Source organism: Terriglobia bacterium, assembly GCA_020072645.1.
Lineage (GTDB): Bacteria > Acidobacteriota > Terriglobia > Terriglobales > Acidobacteriaceae > Angelobacter.
Genome location: JAIQGK010000002.1, coordinates 98,896 through 116,767 on the forward strand (window position 1 = coordinate 98,896; position 17,872 = coordinate 116,767).

Genomic DNA, 17,872 nt, shown 5'->3' on the forward strand with positions numbered 1-17,872 from the left:
AAAAATAAAAAGGAGAAAACAAATGTCGAGACAAGAAGACAACAGAGTACTTGTCCGTTTCGGAGCACGGGAACTCACGATGGACGAAATCGACCAAGTGAGCGCCGCCATGCAGAACCACACCAATGTATGCACCGCAGCCATGCCCTTCGCCACCGTTACAGGTTCCGGCGACGGCGATGGCTGCAGCGATACCGACAAAGACTCGAATTTCATTTAATGAAAACTCGGCCGCTTCACTGCTTTTGCGGATGAGCGGCCGCCAAAATCGCTCTCTAAAGCTTGGGCCCGCTCAACGGACCCAAAATGACGAAAAAAGGAGAACAAGCATGAACGACGAAAGCAGAGTACTTATTCGGCGGGGCGCTCGTGAATTGGACCGGGAAGAGACCAAGCAAGTCAGCGGAGGTGTGAGGACCCTTACGGCATGCACATGGGACCCGGACTTCGGCGGTGACGGAGACTCTTCAATCGGTGAGTGCTAGTTCATCAGGTGGGGCCGCCTTGGCGGCCCCGCCCCTTTTCATCACACGAAGTCGTCATAGAAGGATCTTTTGCAAAGCTTGGGTCCGTTCATCAGACCCAAAATGACGAAAAAGGAGAACAACATGAAAGAAGACAGAGTATTGATTCGACGGGGTGCTCGTGAGCTGACACCAACAGAAGCAGACCTGATCAACGGAGGCTTACGTACTCTTACGCTCTGCACGATCGGCGCCTCAGCACAAAAAGACGGAGATGTTTCCCTGGGTGAGTGCTAGTTTCAACGGGCCGCTCTTCCCCGGCGGCCCGGCAAGACTTTTGTGAAATGCTTGGGCTGTTCAATGATCCAAAACCAAGAAAAGAAAAGGAGCAAATGCAATGAATGATCAAACCAGAGTGCTGATTCGTCAGGGATCGCGCGAGTTGAGTCAAGAGGAAGTCGAGCAGGTTGGCGGCGGTTTCAATACGCTTTCCATCACCTGGGGCCCCAATGGCAGGGATGGAGATGGTCTCCTGGGTGAGGCCTAGCTTTTGCGCTTGTCGTCCTTGCGGCCTCGGCAAAGGTTTTTGTGAAGGCTTGGGCCGCTCGGATCGACCCCAAAATAAGAGAGGAAAGGAGGCACTATGAACGACCAAAATAGAGTGTTGATTCGCAAGGGCGCTCGCAACCTTACAGCGGAAGAAGTCGACCTTGTGAAGGGAGGCATAAATACCCTTACTGCCTGCACCGCTGATCCTGATTCACGCAGCGCGGACGGAGATGCTTCCATTGGTGAATGCTAGCTCTTGAATGCGGGCCGCCGCCCTCCAGCAGCCCGAGTGGTTTCTTTGAAAGGCTTTGGGCCGTTTGCTTAGGCCAAAGATGAAAGGAAGGAAAAAACATGGATGACCAGAACAGAGTATTGATTCGCAGGGGCGCTCGCTCATTGAGTGCGGAAGAAATCGAGCGCGTCGGCGCAGGAATAAGTACCACAACCCTGTGCACCATTCCCAGCACGACTTGCCCTAACAAGGACGGAGACGCCTCCATCGGCGAATGCGGGCATGGTTGTTGAACAAGAGTGGCGCGTTCATAGCGCCACCGGCTTAAGCCCGGGACTTCATTCCGGCGGAATTAATGGTTTTAGAAAGTCTTGTACCGCAAGTAAGGAGTAAATGTATGGACCAGGAAAATCGCGTACTCTGCCGCAATGGCGCTCGTGAGTTGACCGAGCAAGAAACCGGCCTCATTAATGGAGGCCTGCGTACCCTTACACCATGCACCATCGGGCCCGGCCCACACCACCGGGACGGAGATGCTTCCATAGGTGAATGCTAGCTGGAAGCGGGGTCGCCCAATTGGCGACCTTTTTCATCCGCCAGCCAGCTGACCGGAAATTTCTCTTGAAAGAGCTTTGAGTCCGCTCAACGGACCCAATTGATGAAAGGAGAAAAAATGAATAACCAGAACAGAGTATTGATTCGCAGGGGTGCTCGCGAATTAACACCGTCAGAATCTGAAATCGTCAACGGAGGATTTGCCACTTTCTCCCTCTGCACCAGCTCTCCTTCCCCGGATGGAGACCAACACGTTGGCGAGTTCGGTTGTTAAACGCGTTCGGCTGCGCATGAGCGCGGCCGAACGCTCTTTTGCAAAGCCTGGGACAGCGATGGACCCAAAATTACGAAAGGAGATAAAAACATGAATGACCTGAACCGAGTATTGCTTCGCCGAGGCGCTCGCGCATTGAGTGAGCAGGAAGTCGAACACGTGGGTGGAGGAATACGTACCGCAACCCTTTGCACCGTCTCTACGGCGGCTAACGCCAGCGCGGACGGAGATACTTTCAACAGCGAGTGCGGCGCCGACGTATAGCATTCCCGCTGAGAAAACTTCTTTTAAAGAGCTTGGGCCCCTCCAACGGACCCAAAAAGATGAAAGGAGAAAAACATGACTGACCAAAACAGAGTGTTAGCTCGCAAGGGCGCTCGTGATTTGAATGAGCAGGAAGTCGCGATGGTATCCGGTGGGCTGAGGACGTTGACCGCATGCACCCTGGCGGCAGCCGGCACTCTCGACGGAGATACCTTCCACAGCGAATGCGGCAGCCCCGATCTATAGCCGTTTCCGCGGTGAAGACTTCTCTTGAAAAGTCGGGTCCATTTAACGGACCCAATGACGAAAGGAGAAAAAGCATGAATGACCAGAACAGAGTATTAGTGCGCAGGGGCGCCCGTGACCTGACCGAAAAAGAAGTCGAGCAGGTCTGCGGCGGTCTCCGGACGGCAACCAAATGCAGTGTAACCGCGGCCGGCGCAATTGACGGAGATCTCCACGAATGCAGTTGACCCGGTTCCAGGCGGCATCCTTGCATGACGCCGCCGAACAAACTCTCTTGAAGAGCTTGGGCCCGCTCAACGGACCCAGATGTCGAAAGGAGAAAACATGAATAACCAGAACAGAGTATTGGTTCGCCAGGGCGCTCGTGACCTGAATGAGCAGGAAGTCGAGCAGGTAAGCGGCGGTTTCAGGACGTTGACCGCATGCACCCTGGTTGCGGTTGGCGTATTCGATGGCGAATGCTCCAATTAAACGGTGGCGTCTTCGGGCGCCCCTTTTAACCAGCATCCAGTGCAATCGCTTAGCAATCATCAAGGAGGAACTTATGGATCAGGACAATCGCGTACTCACCCGCAGGGGTGCTCGCGAACTTAGTGAGCAGGAAGTGGAAACCGTCACCGGGGCTTTCAAAGTCCGCCGCACGCTCACACCCTGCTTTGTGGACAGCAAACAACAATTCCTTAATGGAGATCAGACCATTGGTGAATGTGGTCCTTGATCGATCCCAGGCGGCGTCCTTGTGGCGCCGCCCGGCTATAACACGCAAACTTCTGAAACGGAGGCAACGCAATGAAGCTCATAGTTTTAGCGCCAGCGGACGACAACCACACAGCCCCTATCAAGTGGGCGATGGAAAAGGCGGGCCAAAAGGTAGTGTGCTGGGCAGGTCTCTCATGGACTGATGAAGGTCAGTCTTCCCTCCTGATGAACGACGATGACACGCTCATCCTGGGAGGACACTCAGTTGACGCTGGTGACGTGATATGGATTCGTCGTCCGGAGGTTCCGGTCCACAACCCCAAGGTTTCTGAAGCAGACAAGAAATTTGCCGCGCTCGAATACCGCTGCTTCTACCATTCCATTGCTTATTTCTTTGAAACCATGCCGGTGTGGTGCATCAACAAATATTCCGCGGCCCGCGTAATGATCCAGAAAGCCGTGCAGATGCAACTGGCCCGCAAGTGCGGACTCAAGACACCGGCGACTCTGATGTCCAATCATCCTGCAGCTGTCAGAGAGTTTTTTGCCCGCGAAAATGCCCGCACCATCTGCAAAGGCTTTACCCCCCACGTATGGCAGAAGGAAGGCCATATGTCTGTCGCCATCACGGAAACCTTTGAGCTGACTGCCGACCAGTTGCCGAGCGATGAAGTTCTGACCTATGCGCCCGCCATCTACCAGGAACGCGTACCCAAGGAATATGACATCCGCATGGTGCTGATGGGCAATCACATTTATTCCTACGCGCTCAGGAACAAGAAGCAGGCGCTGGACTGGCGGCAGGACGCAGGGTTAGGCCACGTGACAGCCGAACTGGTTCCCACACCGCCTGACGTCGAAAGAGGCGTCCTGGAGTTCGCGCGCCGGTCCGGGGTGTGTTTTGGCTCGCTCGACTTCGGCGTTGACGCACAGGGCACGTGGTGGTTCCTGGAAATCAATGAAGAGGGCCAGTTCCTTTGGATCGATCAGTTCAATCGTGAAGCCAGGTTGCTGGAAAAGTTTTGCGCCTTCGTGACTGCGCCCGAGGGTTCAACCCTGCCTCTGGAAGCCCGTCAGGACCTCTTCCCTTCTCTGCAGGAATACGAAGAGTTGCTCAAGAACGAGCAGGTTGCGCCTATAGGTCGGCCTCGTCAGGAAGACCCATTCCTCTCTATGGAGGCATAGAAGGCCAGGAATCTTTGCGATCTTCATTGCCTATGGAGTACAACAGATGCGATGAAGATCGCGAAGAAAGCCCTCAAACTGGCGGATGCATTCAAGGTCAGACACGCGGGATCTTTTCGTCTCAAGGATTTCGACCCCGCCGATATCCGTGGCATCGATTCCAAAGAAAAAGCCGATGAGCTTTTGCAGCAAAGCGTGGCCGTGCTGCAGGACCTTCAGGAAAAACTCTACGCCCAGGACCAGTGGGCCGTCCTGCTGATCTTCCAGGCCATGGATGCCGCGGGCAAAGACAGCCTGATCAAGCACGTAATGTCTGGCGTAAACCCGCAGGCTTGTGAGGTATCGAGCTTTAAACAGCCCTCAGCCGAAGAACTGGACCATGATTTTCTCTGGCGGACGACGCGCCGGCTGCCGGAGCGCGGAAAAATTGGCATCTTCAACCGCTCATATTATGAAGAAGTCCTCGTCGTTCGGGTGCATCAGGAATATCTGCAAAAACAGCATCTTCCGCCGGAACTTGTAACAAAAAAGATATGGAAAGAGCGCTTCAAAGATATTCGCAACTTTGAGGAATACCTTACGCGCAACGGCGTCATCATCCGGAAATTCTTTCTCCATGTTTCCAAAGAGGAACAGAAGCGGCGATTTCTTGCCCGGCTGGACGAGCCGGAAAAGAACTGGAAATTTTCAGAAGGCGATGTCCATGAGCGCAAATACTGGGAAGACTACATGAACGCCTATGAAGACATGATCCGCCACACTTCTACTCCAGATGCGCCTTGGTACGTGGTGCCCGCCGATCACAAATGGTTTACCCATATCGCGGTAAGCTCGGCCATCATCCAGACGCTGGAAGACATGGATCTCCAGTTGCCCAAGGTCGATAAAGTACGCCGCAAGCAGCTGGACGCAGCAAGGCAGGCGTTGCAGAAGTCGCGTGACTAACCTGACCCTTACTTGGACTGGTACTTAAGCTTGTCTGAAAGCGGCGAAGCCAGCCATTGCTCCAGGCTCTGCGCCTTGCGGTCGCGTTCGGACGTTTCCGCGCTGGCAACATCAATGGGCCACTGAATGCCAATCTGCGGATCAGCAAAATGAATTCCGCTCTCGGCGTTCTGGTTGTAAACGCCCGTCGTCTTGTATTGGACTTCACAATCGTCGGTGAGCGAACAGAATCCGCGGGCAAAGTTATAAGGCGCCCAAACCTGTTTCTTGTTTTCTTCTGAGACCTCGATCCCAAACCATTTTCCCAGAGTCGGCGACCCTTTGCGGATATCCACGGCCACCAGGAACGCCGCGCCGCGCGTCACGCGCATCAGTTTGCCCATCGGCGGGTCCCACTGGAAGTGCAAGCCGCGCAAAACACCTTTTTTTGACTTGGAATGGTTGTCCTGGACAAAGTTTGTGGGGAGCCCTAACTCCTTAAACTGGTCAGCGCGGTAGGTTTCCATAAAGAAGCCGCGCGAATCCCCGCGCACCTCCGGCTGCACGACAATCACTTCATTCAGATGGACTGACTCAATCTTAAAGCTCATTCGGCGTTCGCTCCCTCGCAAGTTTGGATTCGTGCGTCAGGAAAGGTTCTTTTGCGCCTGCGACGAATCCATCTTGAGTGTAACAGCGGTCTGGTCTGTACCGGAAAGGGCCTGCCAGCCTCGCCGTGAGAGGTCCCAGAAAATCAGATAACCGGCTACGGCAGCAATCGCCAGCAGCAGGAGACCAACGGCGAGTTCGCCAAAGATGATCTTGCCGATTCCGAAGAGAGTTCCATAGACGAGCACGCATCCCATGAGCCAGTCAAAAGCGTTGCTGCCGATATCGCGCACTTGTGGGATTTCTGGCGCTAGTGCCGCAATGCGCTTCCAGCCATGCACCGTCGGTCGCACGCGACGATAAAACGCCAGCAGCTTTTCTTCTGACTCCGCGGGGGTTAGAAAAGTGACCGCGATCCATGCCACGGTCGTGATTCCCGCCGTGATCAATGAAGTCTTGGCAAATGTAACTGGATCGTCGCCGGGAAAATGCTTGTTGAGATAAACCGCAACCACGGCGGCAACGACCATGGCGCTGATCTCGCTCCATGCGCTGATGCGCCACCAGTACCAGCGCAGGATGTATACCGCTCCAGTCCCCACGCCCAGGCCAAGAACGATTTGCCATCCTTGGCCAACCGAATGCAATTGCGAAGCGACATAGCCGCTGATTAACACCATCAGGATGGTAAAAAGCCGTCCCACTGCCACGTAATGTTTCTCAGTTTTCTGTCGCACCATAAACCGGCGGTACAAGTCGTTTACCAGATAAGAAACACCCCAGTTCAGTTGCGTCCCCAGGGTGGACATAAAGGCCGCAAGAAACGCGGCCACCATCACACCGCGCAGAGCTGGAGGAAGAAAATCACGCAATACCATTACGTAGCCCTGCTGGGGATTCGCGCCAAATGCAGCGTCAGGACGCAGGCCGCCATGTGGTGAATACACAGCCAGCGCGACTAATCCCGTGATAATCCATGGCCACGGACGTACAGCGTAATGGGCAATGTTGAACCAAAGAGTCGCGCCCAGTGAATTCTTTTCGTCGCGGGCGCAGAACATGCGTTGCGCCACGTAGCCTCCGCCGCCCGGCTCCGCGCCTGGGTACCATGCTGACCACCACTGCACACCGAGATACATCAGGAACGTTAACACCGGCAATGTCCAGATGGCGCTCGATGTCCAGCCAAGATGGAAGTCAGGAAAGAACGCCAGCGGGTTCGATGTCTGCACTCCAGTCTTTTGCACCTGCTGGCCAATAAACTGGAGCTGAAGCTTGAGTGCCTGCATGCCCCCGACTTTCACCACCGCAACCCATGCCAGAACGATCACCATCGTCATCTTCAAGGCAAACTGAAACAGGTCGGTCACGAGCACGCCCCAAAGACCGCCGATGGATGTGTAAATGCCGGTAAAAGGAATCAACACGAAAATACAGATCAGCAAGGCCGTGTGGCTGGGAGCGCCCAGCGTGTAATGCAGCAGAGTGTGTCCACCCAGAGTCAGTTGCAGGACTTTGCCCTGCGCAATGAGCGGCCCCAGCAGAACTGCGATAATGCTGACCATAGCGTTGGTGACCCAGCCCAGGATGAGACAATTCATCGCCAAGCCGAGATATATGGCTTTGAATCCGCGTAGAAACGCCGCCGGTTTGCCGCCATAGCGCATCTCAGTGAGTTCCACGTCGGTCAGCACTTCCGCACGACGCCAGTAGCGGGCAAAGAAAAAGACAGTGAGCATGCCGCCAAGGCAAGATGTCCACCATATCCAGTTGCCGGCGATTCCCTGCGTCGCAATCACGCCGCTCACAAACAGCGGAGTGTCCGCAGCAAAAGTTGTGGCGACCATGGAGGTCCCGGCCAGCCACCAGGAGACATTCCGTCCGGACACAAAAAACTCTTCGGTGTTGCCGCCCGAGCGACGGCGGTAGTAAATGCCAATCGCCAGGTTAATCAGCAGATAGCCGCCGATCACGATCCAGTCAGTCCAGGTTAGTGACACAAGATCTCCTAGCTTCTCGCTAAAGACGTATCAGCCGATGAGTGGCGGCTCGTCGCCAGACTAGCAGAAGAACGCGCTGGAGTGTCCCGGGGAAACCGCTTAACCAACGGGGGAGCGCCTGCAAGGTCAACGCCTGTGAACCATGCCCGATACTGTCCGATCGTTCACGATATTCTGACCAAACCAACTCCGCATTTCTGGTATCGTTGCGAAATGGTGCAAAAGTTGGTCCAAAATTTGGTGGTCGTCGGCATTGTTCTGCTCGCCCTCTCGTCTCACGCCGTTGCCGGCGATTTTCAGCGCGTCGGGCCAGTCCATCTTGATCATGACGGCGAAAAGTGGGCCCAAAAAACTCTCAAGAAGCTCTCTCTTGAAGAAAAAATTGGGCAGATGTTCATGATCCGGCTGGCCATGCCACAATTTGTGAACCTCAAAAACCCCGAGTACCTGAACTGGCTCGACCAGATTGCGCGCTATCACCTGGGCTCTGTTCTGTTGACTGTACCTGCTGAAGGCCCATCCCTTTCCAAGAGCGAGCCCTATGAAGCGGCCATGCTGGTTAACCAGCTTCAGCGCGCCTCCAAAATCCCACTGCTTGTGGCTGCCGACTATGAACGCGGCCTCTCTATGCGTCTGTATGGGACTACGGTCTTTCCGCACAGCATGGCTTTTGGGGCCGCAGCCAAGCCGGAATTTGCCGAACAGTTCGGAAAGATTGTCGCTCAGGAATCCCGCGCCATCGGCGTGCAGTGGAACCTGATGCCCATCGCCGACGTGAATTCCAACCCCGCGAATCCTGTCATCAATACTCGCTCCTTTGGTGAAGATCCCGCACAGGTGAGCTCTCTGGTGGCAGCTTACATTCGCGGAGCGCGCAACAACGGCCTTCTCACTGCCGCCAAGCATTTTCCGGGACACGGCGATACCTCTACCGATTCGCATCTGGGATTGGCTGCGGTGAATCGCACGCGCGAACAGATCAATCAGATTGATCTTCCTCCTTTCCGCGCCGCCATCGCCGCGGGAACCGACGCCGTCATGGTGGCGCACATCACAGCTCCTGTGCTCGAACCAGACCGGTCGCGGGTCGCCACCAACTCGCCCGCGATCGTCACCGGGATTCTTAAGCAGCAGCTCGGTTTCAAGGGACTGGTAATGACCGACGCCATGGATATGGCCGGCCTCACCGCCGTGTATCCGGAAGGCGGTTCCGCAGCGGCCAAACACGCTGCCATCGACACTGTAAGAGCGGGCAATGACATGCTGATTCTCTTTACTGATCTTGATGGCGCGTACAAAGGCCTTTTGAGCGCTGCGCGCAGCGGAGAGATCCCGGAAAAACGCATTGACGAATCTGTGCTGAAGATTTTGCGCGCGAAGGCGAGCGTGGGGCTGAACAAGGCCAGCCAGATCGATATCAACAATATTTCATCCATGATTTCCAGTCCGCAAAACCTGGCGACTGCGCAGCAGATAGCCGATTCCGCCATCACCCTTGTTCGCGACAACGGCCGCATGCTGCCGCTCAGGCCGCAGCGACGTTCGGCTTCTGCCCCGGCTTATGGAACCGTACAACAGGAAGGAAGCAAGTTCTTGTGCATCATCTTTACTGACGACGTAAGAAGCGACAACGGTCGCCAGTTACAGCGCGAGCTACGAGCCCGTATTCCCGACGCAAAAATCATCTTTGTGGATCCGCGCATCGCCGCCGGTAGTTCGGCGGAAATCCAAAGCGCTCTTAGCTCAGCGGAAAATGTCCTAGCCGCGATCTACTTAATCCCCGTTCCCGGCCGCGCTGTACGCAAGGAAGGCTCTACCGCGGTGAACACCATTTCCGTTCCAGATGCCACGGCGGCTTTGCTGCAATCGATCCTTGAGATCAAGCGAGAAAAGACCGTAGTGGTAAGTTTTGGATCGCCTTATTTTCTGGCAGACTTTCCGCAGATTGAAAATTACGTCTGCGCCTACTCGAATGCCAGTACTTCTGAGACGGGAGCGGTGAAAGCATTGTTCGGTGAGATTCCATTTCGCGGGCGCTTGCCGGTGACAATTCCAGGCATGGCCCAACGCGGAGCAGGCACGGACCAACCTGCCCAAGGCCTTCGAAGCGGAGCACGCGCCACCCGCTGACGACTAATCAGATTCCTGCAAGGTCTTTACGTGCGCCTCAAGCGCTCTTGAGTACTCGCGTTCGGCCTGCAATTCTGACTGTAGTTTTTTCACCAGGCCTTCCAGGCGCATAATCTCGATCTTCAACTTCCCGGCATCATTCAGCGGCGCAGCTTTTGCAGCCGTAGCGGTGCCGTTTCCATTCGTTATAGCTGGCTGAGCAACTGAAACTGGGACTGTTGCCGCAGGCGCTGCAACTGCAACTGGCTGGGGCAAAGGAACAGCAGCTGTCGCCGTGATGGGTAATGGCGTTGCAGGCGCGGGCGCAGCGGCCACTGCGGCACGTTGCTGCACTGGCGGCGGCGTTGCGGGAACAGAACGCGGCGGCATTGGAGCCGATGCTGCTGCCGAAAAGATACTGCTGAGCGCTACCGCCGCATTCGCGGCTGCGGCAGGCGTGGGAACAGGAGCGCCATTGCTCTTGAGCAGATGCTTGACGCGGGCAATCAGATCTTGCGGCTGGAAAGGCTTACGCAGAAGCTCGTCGGCCTTTACGGCAAATGCCTTTTCCGCCACCGCGCGATTGACCACGCCCGACATCAGGATCACCGGCGTCTTCGCCAGTTCAGGATGCGACTTGATATGCTGGCAAACGTCGTAACCGTCCTTGTCCGGCATGATCACGTCAGTGATCACAATATCCGGCTTCGCCGTTTCGATTTCCACCAGCGCCGTGGCTGCATCATGGCAGGCCACCACATTGATGTTCTCACGCCGAAAGGCGATCTTGATCACTTCGCGCATGGTCGCACTGTCATCGATAAAATAGACAGTGGGAATCGTGCTCATCTAAAACCTCCATCACCGTTGTCGTGCGCGGACTCATCCAGCTCCCGCAGGGCTTCCAGCATCAGTTCCGTAGCCGAGCGGAGCACGGTGCGCGTGGCGGCGCTCTCTCCGGGCAAAAATTTATAGGATCCGGTATCCACGCCGTTGCAGTGCTTCACAATGTGGACCACAGCATCATCGCCAATGCGGTCTCCACTTTCAGCGTGTGTAATATTGCCATTCTCAAAAAATAAGATTCCATCAATGTCACCCGCATTCACCGAGAGCGATCCGGTTTGGCGCGAGTGCACCAGCATCTGGACCACTCCGGGCAAATCAAGATGAGAAAGGCTGCCGGTCAGTCCTTCATCGGCTGAATTCAGCATCTGCACAGGATGAAAACCTTCAGCACTACTGCGTAGGAAGGTTTTGATCTGCGCCGCGATCAACTCCGGCCCCAGGCGCTTGTCCACGTAGTCGGCGCAACCGGAGCGAAAAGCTTCCATCAATGCCTGATCGCCGCCATCGCCGAGTGCAATCACAGGGATATGCGCGGTTTTTGGATCGGCATTGATGATCGGCGGCAAATCATGAGCGCTGATCTCCCGCAGATTGGTTGAACACAGAATTGCCGAAGGCGTGTCATATTCCAGCATGGTCAACGCATAGCCCGATTGCGTCGTGTGGACGACCTCGAATCCTTCAAGCTTGAGCGCCTCAGTAATGCGGCGGGCCAGAAACACGTTGGCATCAATCAGCAAAATCTTGGCGGGCGTGGCGACCGTGGGGTTCATGCCGTCGCCTCCGCGCAGATCAGCTTTTCCAATGCGACGACCGCGATAGTCTCATCGCCAAGGGACAGTATGCCGCTGACATAAGGTGGCTCACTGCCCGTGAGCGGCGCGCTTGCCGCGCTGGCCAGTTCACATTCGCCCGTGACTGGCACAGCCGTCAGTTCCTGGCGCGATCCGATTTTGCAGTTCGCAATCAAATAAAACTTTCTTGGCGGCGCTGTCGGTCCAACCAGGACCTGGGCAACGTCACACACCGGAACAATTCTTCCCCGACGTACCAGCACGCCCGTCAGCAACGGCGTTCGATGCGGAAACGTCTGCACGCTGTCTGGCCGCGCCAGCTCAGTTACAGTTTCTGCCCGCAGAGCAAAACGCTTTTCGCCCAGAGGAAAGAGCACATACGATTTGTCGCCCTCCGCGATCATATCGTCACCACGCCGCGCACACGTTCCAGCCCTGCGCGCAGAGTTTCCAGCTCTGCCCTGTTCAAAAAAGCGTTGTGATTCACAATCGGCACTACCAGTCCATTCACCACGGCCAGGCCCCGATACCATGCTCGCTCTTCATGGGTGAAAGCTGGCGGCACCGCATGCAGTGCTGAAATCTCCATGATGCGGTCCGTCGAGTCCACCAGCACGCCAGTAGGCATATTGCGCAGGACCATCACTCGCGATGCATGCGAAGCCGGCAGGCGAAAATGCTGCGCGGCATCGATCACAAAATAGGTAGTGCCGCTCCGCTCCAGCGTGTACTTTAGCTTCGCGATCTGCGCAGAAATTCCTCCCAGCTTGAACGGATGCAGGTCATCCATGCCGCGGATTTCCTTGATCGCGCCCGCGGCAACAGCAAGTTTGTACCCACCCACGGCAAACACGATCACATCTTCACGCGCCGCTTTCACTTCTGGCCGCAGCTGTTTCAAGGGCTTCACAAGGCCCCCACTTTCGCCGCGCCAAAAATATACAGAACACGCTTTTCGATCCCCTGATAGATCGCTTCCATCGGCAGGACCTGGTCCACCGCGCCAGTCTTAATGGCCTCTTGCGGCATGCCGAAAATTACGGCGGTCGATTCGTCCTGCGCAATCACATGCCCGCCAACGGAACGGACCGTCTGCGCGCCCTTGGCGCCATCATTTCCCATCCCTGTTAGGATCACGCCGATTGTCATAGGCCCGGCATACTCCGCAGCGCTTTCAAACGTAAGATCAGCGCACGGACGATAACCGCTGACGCGCGGGCCATCGTCAAGGGAAATTCTGCCCGTGGGTGAAACACGAAGGTGATGCGATCCGGGACATACATAAAGCTGGCCCGGAACAATAATTTCGCCGGCTTCCGCTTCTTTCACTTTGATCTGTGACACTTCCGCCAACTGACTGCTGAATTGGGCGGTAAAGTTTCCCGGCATATGCTGTACCAGGACCACCGCTCCCGGAAAATCCTTGGGGAAGTACGGTATGAACTTCATCAGTGTGGCCGGCCCGCCAGTGGACGATGCCAATACGATGAGCGGAAATTTCCCGGCGCTCTTGGCCGCTGCATTTACCGCTGCGCGGACTTCCTGAAGACCGTTGTCGCCATTTTTTGAAGCAGGCTCCACGCGCGGTGAAGACGAAGCTACCTCATGCTGCAACTTGGATCGCGTTGCCGTGCGGACCACTCGTACTTTCGCGGCCATCTTGAGCTTGCGGCACAATTCTTCTTTCACCGAACTCATGTCCAGATCAACGCCGCCGCTTGGCTTGGCCACAAAATCAATCGCGCCCAGTTCCAGCGCTTTCAACGTGACGTCCGCACCTTCACGCGACTCGGAGCTAACAATCAGGATCGGCTTGGGATTGCTGGACATGATGATCTCCGTGGCCTGAAGACCGTCTACGTGCGGCATATTGATGTCCATGCTGATGACGTCCGGCTTGAGTGTCTCGGTTTGGGTTACGGCATCTCGGCCATCACGCGCCTCGCCGCACACCTCAAGCTGCGGATCGGACGCAATAATGCCTTGCAGCACCTTGCGCATGAACGCCGAGTCATCCACAATCAGCACCCGAGTTTTCTTACTTAACGTCATCGCTTACAAAATCTCTCTGCTATCCTGCCGCTGCCTTTTCCAACGCCTGTCCCGCCGGCGAGCCGATCAGCTTGGCCACTGCTGTAATAAATTGGTCTTCTTGTACGGGCTTGGTCAGAAACGCCATTGCGCCCTCTTTCATTGCCCGGTCCCGATGCTTGGCTCCGGCACGCGACGTGACCACCATCACCGGAATGTTTCGAGTCTTCGCGTCCTGCCGCAAATGCGACAACAGCTCGTAGCCATTCGTTCTCGGCATTTCCAGATCGGTGACAACCAGATCGCAACGCGTCTGCGTTACGATTTCCAGGGCTTCCAGTCCGTCCGCTGCCAACTTCACGCGGTAACCGGCCTTCTCCAGCATGCGACCAACAAACTTGCGCACGCTGATGGAGTCGTCCACAAGCACCACAAGTTTTTCTTCCGGAACAAAATCAATGGCTTCCTGCGGGATAGCTCCATGCGCGATGGCCGCTGCACCGGGAGCAAAAATTCTCGCCGCATTCGCGCTGGTCATCAGCGGGCGATGTTCAATTGCTTCGCCAGCCACCAGGCGGTTCACGTCAATCAGCAGAATCAAGCTACCGTCAGGAGCGATGGTGGCACCAGGAAACATCTTCAGATTGCGCAGGAACTCACCCAGGCTCTTGATAACGATTTCATCTTTACGCACAACATCTTCCACCACGATTCCCACCTGGCGGCCTGCGACATTCGCAATCACCATGCGGAAGTAACCATTGATCGGTTGGATTGGCTCCAGCCCCAGAACGCTATCAAGACGCACGATTTCCGTGACCACGTCACGCACTTTCGTGAGCAGCTTGCCGCCAACTTCTTCAATTTCGTTGATCCTGAGCCGCCTGATTTCTTCCACGAATGAAAGTGGCAGAGCAAACATGGAAGTACCGCAGCGCACAAACAACGCCTGAGAAATAATGAGAGTGAGAGGAACTTTGAGCGTGAAACGCGTGCCCAACCCTTTTTGTGTCTCTACTTCAATCTCACCATTGAGCAGTGCGAGGTTTGACTTCACCACATCCAGGCCTACGCCGCGACCGGCCAACTCAGTTTTGCGCGGGGCTGTAGAAAATCCTGGCTGGAACAGAAGATCGAGCAAGTCGCGTTCGCCAAGTTCAGCGGCACTTTCGGCGGAAAGCATGCCATGATCCACCGCGGTCTTGCGGACCTTTTCGTAATCAATGCCGCGGCCGTCGTCCTCTACTTCTATATATATGTGGTTGCCGCGATGGTAGGCCCGCACGGCAACATTGCCGGCATCGCTCTTGCCCTGCTCGTATCTTTCTTCGTCGCGCTCAAGGCCGTGCGCCACCGCGTTACGCACCAGGTGAATGAGCGGATCAGAAATCTGCTGGATGATATTGTTATCCAGTTCAGTCTCGGCGCCCGCCAACGTGAGCTCAACTTTTTTGTTTACCGCCTTAGCGGCATCGCGCACCGTGCGGGAGAGACGCGTGTACAGATTGCCTATCGGCACCATGCGCGCCTGCGTAATCTCATCCTGCAGGCGGTGCGCCAGTTTGGTGAACTCGTCAATATCGCCATCCACTCGCCGAACAAAACCGTCAAGCTGCGTCAAAACTTCAGTGATGTCAGCAGAAATTTCTGTCAGTGAACGCGAGAGGATATTGAAATCGTCATAGCGATCCATCTCCAGTTCACTGAACTCTGCCAGCGAATGGTCAAAGCTGTGCGAATAGCTGGAATAACCGCTTCGCAGCGGAAAGTCTTCTGATGGCCTTGGAGTCGGCGCAGAGTGTATGCGGCTGAACTCGTGCTTCTCCTGGAATTCTGAGACCTTGTCCTGCATGCGCGCCTTGGAGAAATTCAGCACGTCGGCCAAACGTTCCAGTTCGGCCACGCGGCCCAGCATGCGCGTGCGATTGATCACCAACTCGCCCACGGCGTTCATCATGCGGTCTAAACGTTCCAGGGCAATGCGCACAGACTTGGACTGCGGCATGGAAGCCGGCTCTTTGCGCATCAGGTCTTCGTCGGCGAACTTTTCGATTCCTTCCGGCTTCTTGATTTCCGCCACTGCATGCGGCGCTACCGGGACCACCGCCTGAGTTTGTATCTCAGCAGGAGCCGCGGCCACAGCCGCCGGTACTGGTTCATCGTCCGAAAGATGTATCTCTTGCAAGTAGCCGGCAGGAGCTGTCTCCACGGACTGCGGAATTGCTGGAGCATGAACATCGCTTACTGGCGCGGCTGAACTGACTGCCGCCTCTTCTTTTTCCGGAGGCACCAATCGCGCGATGCGCGAAAACAGCCCGTGGACGGAAACCTGCATAACGGCTTCGTCAGCCCATTGGTGGTAGAGAAATTTCTTAAGCGTATCAACCGCGTCAAGACAGATGTCAATGATCTCGGCGCTTGGTCGCAACTCACCTTCACGTAAGCGCCCGATCAAATCTTCCGCGCGGTGCGCCACGCTGGATATCCGGTGTAGTCCAACCTGCGCTGCCGATCCTTTTACCGTGTGCATGGCGCGTAGCAGCCGGTGAATCTGCTCAGAGCTGGGATTGGTTTCCAGCGAGAGCAGGCAGTGCGTCACAATCTGCAAATGCTCTTCCGCTTCCGGGACAAAGAACTCCAGGACTTCAGCAGGAACTTCGCCGTCGGGCGGCAGGGGCTCGTAGGGAATCTCCGCTATGGGCGCAGGTGATGCTTCCAGAATTGAATCTGACTTGTCAGCAGTCGCGGTAGCAGCACTTTCCGCAGTCTTTGGCTGAGGCCTTTCTTCTTGCGGCTGCGCCACTGCAGAGGTCTGGAACGCAAAGGGATAACGCTGCTTGAAGACGCCGATGTCTTCTCCCGATTCCACCCCGTTGGTGCTGATCATAATGAGGTCGGACTCAAGCAGTGCCACGGCCTCAGAGATAAATTCGACTAGTGGGCCAGCCGCATCAGCGGCAATAGTCGCATTCAGCGCGTACTGGAAAATGTGCGCGAGCTTGCCGGAAATTTCAGCAAAGAGCGGAAAACCATAGGAGGCAGAGGTACCGGCAAGCGTGTGCGCCGCAATGTGCAGGCGCTCCACATCCTCCTGGCGTGGATACGCGTCCTGCAGGATGCCCGAATATTCCCGCAAAAACTGCAGGCGCTCAGACGCTTCCTGCAGGAATATCTCCACGAATTCCGCCCCTTGCTGGTTCAAGCTTTCTCCTGCGTTGTAGCGGCCCGCGCCAAGTTGGCGGGCTTCTGGTAAATCCGCGCATCGCGATAGATGTGCGTTTCAAACTTTACGTCGGCCTTGTTGATGGACTCGGCATGGCCCAGAAACAGATATCCGCCCGGCTCCAGATATTCATAAAACCGCTGGATCAACTGCGCGCGCCGCTCTTCAGAAAAATAAATCAGCACGTTCATGCAGAAGATGCAGTCAAACTTTCCCATATAGACAACCTGGGCAAGATTCATGGGCGCGAATGTAACCAGGTTGCGAATGCGCGGACGGACCAGATAATGGTCGCCGACACGGGAAAAATACTGTTCACGCTGGCGTGGCGCAACGGTTTCCATGTCGCGGGGTTCGTAGAGGCCGTGGTCGGCGTGCTCCAGCGCGTCGCGGCTCACATCCGTGGCCAGGATATGAATGTTCCATGCGTCGGCAAACTCAATTGCATCGGCCACGGTCATGGCGATGCTGTAAGCCTCTTCTCCCGTAGCGCATCCGGCGCTCCAGACGCGCAGCGAACGTGGGCTCTCCCAGAATTTTTTCATGTGCAGGTCCGGCAAGACCTTTTTCTCCAGCGCCTCAAAGAGCGCGGGGTAGCGGAAGAATGAGGTCTCCTGCGTCAACAGACGCTGCAACAGAGAATCATATTCGACGTTGGAATTTTTGATCAGGCGGATCAGGTCGGTACCATGCGTCAGCTTCCTGGACTCAACGTGCTCAACCACGCGAGTGGAAAAGAAGCGTTCGCGCGAATCGTCAAAATGGATTCCCGAGCGCGTTTCAATCAAGCCGCGTATCTCGCTCAATTCGTGTTCGCTCACTGTCACTACGCCTGCCATGTCTCCCTCACCCTGGACCTAACGAA

General features: G+C 55.8%; 22 protein-coding genes. 13 read left to right on the top strand and 9 right to left on the bottom strand.

Going from position 1 to position 17,872, the window contains the following annotated elements; genetic code table 11:
• Nucleotides 1-22: 22 nt before the first annotated feature.
• From LAO76_02515 to LAO76_02570, 12 genes are all read left to right on the top strand, one after another.
• A complete protein-coding gene (locus LAO76_02515) occupies nucleotides 23-220 on the top strand; it encodes a hypothetical protein (GenBank protein MBZ5489786.1) in 198 nt (65 codons plus the stop codon).
• A 109-nt stretch (nucleotides 221-329) separates the two neighbouring features.
• Nucleotides 330-485 (top strand): hypothetical protein, encoded by a 156-nt coding sequence (locus tag LAO76_02520; GenBank protein MBZ5489787.1) that lies wholly within the window; start codon nucleotides 330-332, stop codon nucleotides 483-485.
• Between the two features lie 123 nt (nucleotides 486-608).
• Complete coding sequence (locus tag LAO76_02525; GenBank protein ID MBZ5489788.1) at nucleotides 609-761, top strand: hypothetical protein; 153 nt, start codon at nucleotides 609-611, stop codon at nucleotides 759-761.
• Between the two features lie 100 nt (nucleotides 762-861).
• A complete protein-coding gene (locus LAO76_02530; protein MBZ5489789.1) occupies nucleotides 862-1,011 on the top strand; it encodes a hypothetical protein in 150 nt (49 codons plus the stop codon).
• Between the two features lie 96 nt (nucleotides 1,012-1,107).
• Nucleotides 1,108-1,266 carry a hypothetical protein gene (locus tag LAO76_02535; GenBank protein ID MBZ5489790.1) on the top strand — a complete coding sequence of 53 codons (159 nt, stop codon included), beginning with the start codon at nucleotides 1,108-1,110 and terminating at the stop codon, nucleotides 1,264-1,266.
• 898 nt (nucleotides 1,267-2,164) lie between these two features.
• On the top strand, nucleotides 2,165-2,338 hold the full coding sequence (locus LAO76_02540) for a hypothetical protein (GenBank protein ID MBZ5489791.1): 174 nt from the start codon (nucleotides 2,165-2,167) through the stop codon (nucleotides 2,336-2,338).
• Nucleotides 2,339-2,413: 75 nt separating this feature from the next.
• Nucleotides 2,414-2,584: a hypothetical protein gene (locus LAO76_02545; protein MBZ5489792.1), complete on the top strand. Its 171-nt coding sequence runs from the start codon at nucleotides 2,414-2,416 to the stop codon at nucleotides 2,582-2,584.
• Between the two features lie 74 nt (nucleotides 2,585-2,658).
• Nucleotides 2,659-2,811, top strand: coding sequence for a hypothetical protein (locus LAO76_02550; GenBank protein ID MBZ5489793.1), 153 nt, complete (start codon nucleotides 2,659-2,661; stop codon nucleotides 2,809-2,811).
• Between the two features lie 97 nt (nucleotides 2,812-2,908).
• Entirely contained in the window at nucleotides 2,909-3,055 is a 147-nt protein-coding gene (locus tag LAO76_02555; protein ID MBZ5489794.1) for a hypothetical protein, read from the top strand.
• Between the two features lie 73 nt (nucleotides 3,056-3,128).
• Nucleotides 3,129-3,302 carry a hypothetical protein gene (locus tag LAO76_02560; GenBank protein MBZ5489795.1) on the top strand — a complete coding sequence of 58 codons (174 nt, stop codon included), beginning with the start codon at nucleotides 3,129-3,131 and terminating at the stop codon, nucleotides 3,300-3,302.
• 71 nt (nucleotides 3,303-3,373) lie between these two features.
• Entirely contained in the window at nucleotides 3,374-4,468 is a 1,095-nt protein-coding gene (locus LAO76_02565) for a hypothetical protein (GenBank protein ID MBZ5489796.1), read from the top strand.
• Between the two features lie 51 nt (nucleotides 4,469-4,519).
• Nucleotides 4,520-5,413: a polyphosphate kinase 2 family protein gene (locus LAO76_02570; protein MBZ5489797.1), complete on the top strand. Its 894-nt coding sequence runs from the start codon at nucleotides 4,520-4,522 to the stop codon at nucleotides 5,411-5,413.
• A gap of 8 nt (nucleotides 5,414-5,421) precedes the next feature.
• Here the strand turns inward: LAO76_02570 and rfbC are convergent, their stop codons facing one another.
• Complete coding sequence (rfbC, locus tag LAO76_02575; GenBank protein ID MBZ5489798.1) at nucleotides 5,422-6,003, bottom strand: dTDP-4-dehydrorhamnose 3,5-epimerase; 582 nt, start codon at nucleotides 6,001-6,003, stop codon at nucleotides 5,422-5,424.
• Between the two features lie 36 nt (nucleotides 6,004-6,039).
• Nucleotides 6,040-8,001, bottom strand: a complete 1,962-nt coding sequence (locus tag LAO76_02580; protein ID MBZ5489799.1) for a Na+:solute symporter — start codon at nucleotides 7,999-8,001, stop codon at nucleotides 6,040-6,042.
• Nucleotides 8,002-8,226: 225 nt separating this feature from the next.
• Here LAO76_02580 and LAO76_02585 point away from each other — a divergent pair, with 225 nt between their 5' ends.
• The gene (locus LAO76_02585) at nucleotides 8,227-10,131 is read left to right on the top strand and encodes a glycoside hydrolase family 3 protein (GenBank protein MBZ5489800.1); all 1,905 of its coding nucleotides are present in this window, start codon (nucleotides 8,227-8,229) and stop codon (nucleotides 10,129-10,131) included.
• A 3-nt stretch (nucleotides 10,132-10,134) separates the two neighbouring features.
• On the opposite strand, the gene LAO76_02590 is transcribed toward LAO76_02585, so the two are convergent.
• From LAO76_02590 to LAO76_02620, 7 genes are read right to left on the bottom strand one after another with little or no spacing between them, the layout of a single operon-like run.
• Nucleotides 10,135-10,959: a response regulator gene (locus tag LAO76_02590; GenBank protein ID MBZ5489801.1), complete on the bottom strand. Its 825-nt coding sequence runs from the start codon at nucleotides 10,957-10,959 to the stop codon at nucleotides 10,135-10,137.
• Nucleotides 10,956-11,732 (bottom strand): DUF4388 domain-containing protein, encoded by a 777-nt coding sequence (locus LAO76_02595; protein ID MBZ5489802.1) that lies wholly within the window; start codon nucleotides 11,730-11,732, stop codon nucleotides 10,956-10,958. Before LAO76_02595 ends, LAO76_02590 begins: the two co-directional genes overlap by 4 nt.
• The gene (locus tag LAO76_02600) at nucleotides 11,729-12,157 is read right to left on the bottom strand and encodes a chemotaxis protein CheW (protein MBZ5489803.1); all 429 of its coding nucleotides are present in this window, start codon (nucleotides 12,155-12,157) and stop codon (nucleotides 11,729-11,731) included. Before LAO76_02600 ends, LAO76_02595 begins: the two co-directional genes overlap by 4 nt.
• Entirely contained in the window at nucleotides 12,154-12,663 is a 510-nt protein-coding gene (locus LAO76_02605; GenBank protein ID MBZ5489804.1) for a chemotaxis protein CheW, read from the bottom strand. The genes LAO76_02600 and LAO76_02605 overlap by 4 nt, the downstream gene beginning before the upstream one ends.
• Nucleotides 12,660-13,805 (bottom strand): chemotaxis response regulator protein-glutamate methylesterase, encoded by a 1,146-nt coding sequence (locus LAO76_02610; protein ID MBZ5489805.1) that lies wholly within the window; start codon nucleotides 13,803-13,805, stop codon nucleotides 12,660-12,662. Before LAO76_02610 ends, LAO76_02605 begins: the two co-directional genes overlap by 4 nt.
• A gap of 19 nt (nucleotides 13,806-13,824) precedes the next feature.
• Nucleotides 13,825-16,986: a response regulator gene (locus LAO76_02615; protein ID MBZ5489806.1), complete on the bottom strand. Its 3,162-nt coding sequence runs from the start codon at nucleotides 16,984-16,986 to the stop codon at nucleotides 13,825-13,827.
• Complete coding sequence (locus tag LAO76_02620; GenBank protein ID MBZ5489807.1) at nucleotides 16,983-17,846, bottom strand: protein-glutamate O-methyltransferase CheR; 864 nt, start codon at nucleotides 17,844-17,846, stop codon at nucleotides 16,983-16,985. Before LAO76_02620 ends, LAO76_02615 begins: the two co-directional genes overlap by 4 nt.
• Nucleotides 17,847-17,872: the final 26 nt, after the last annotated feature.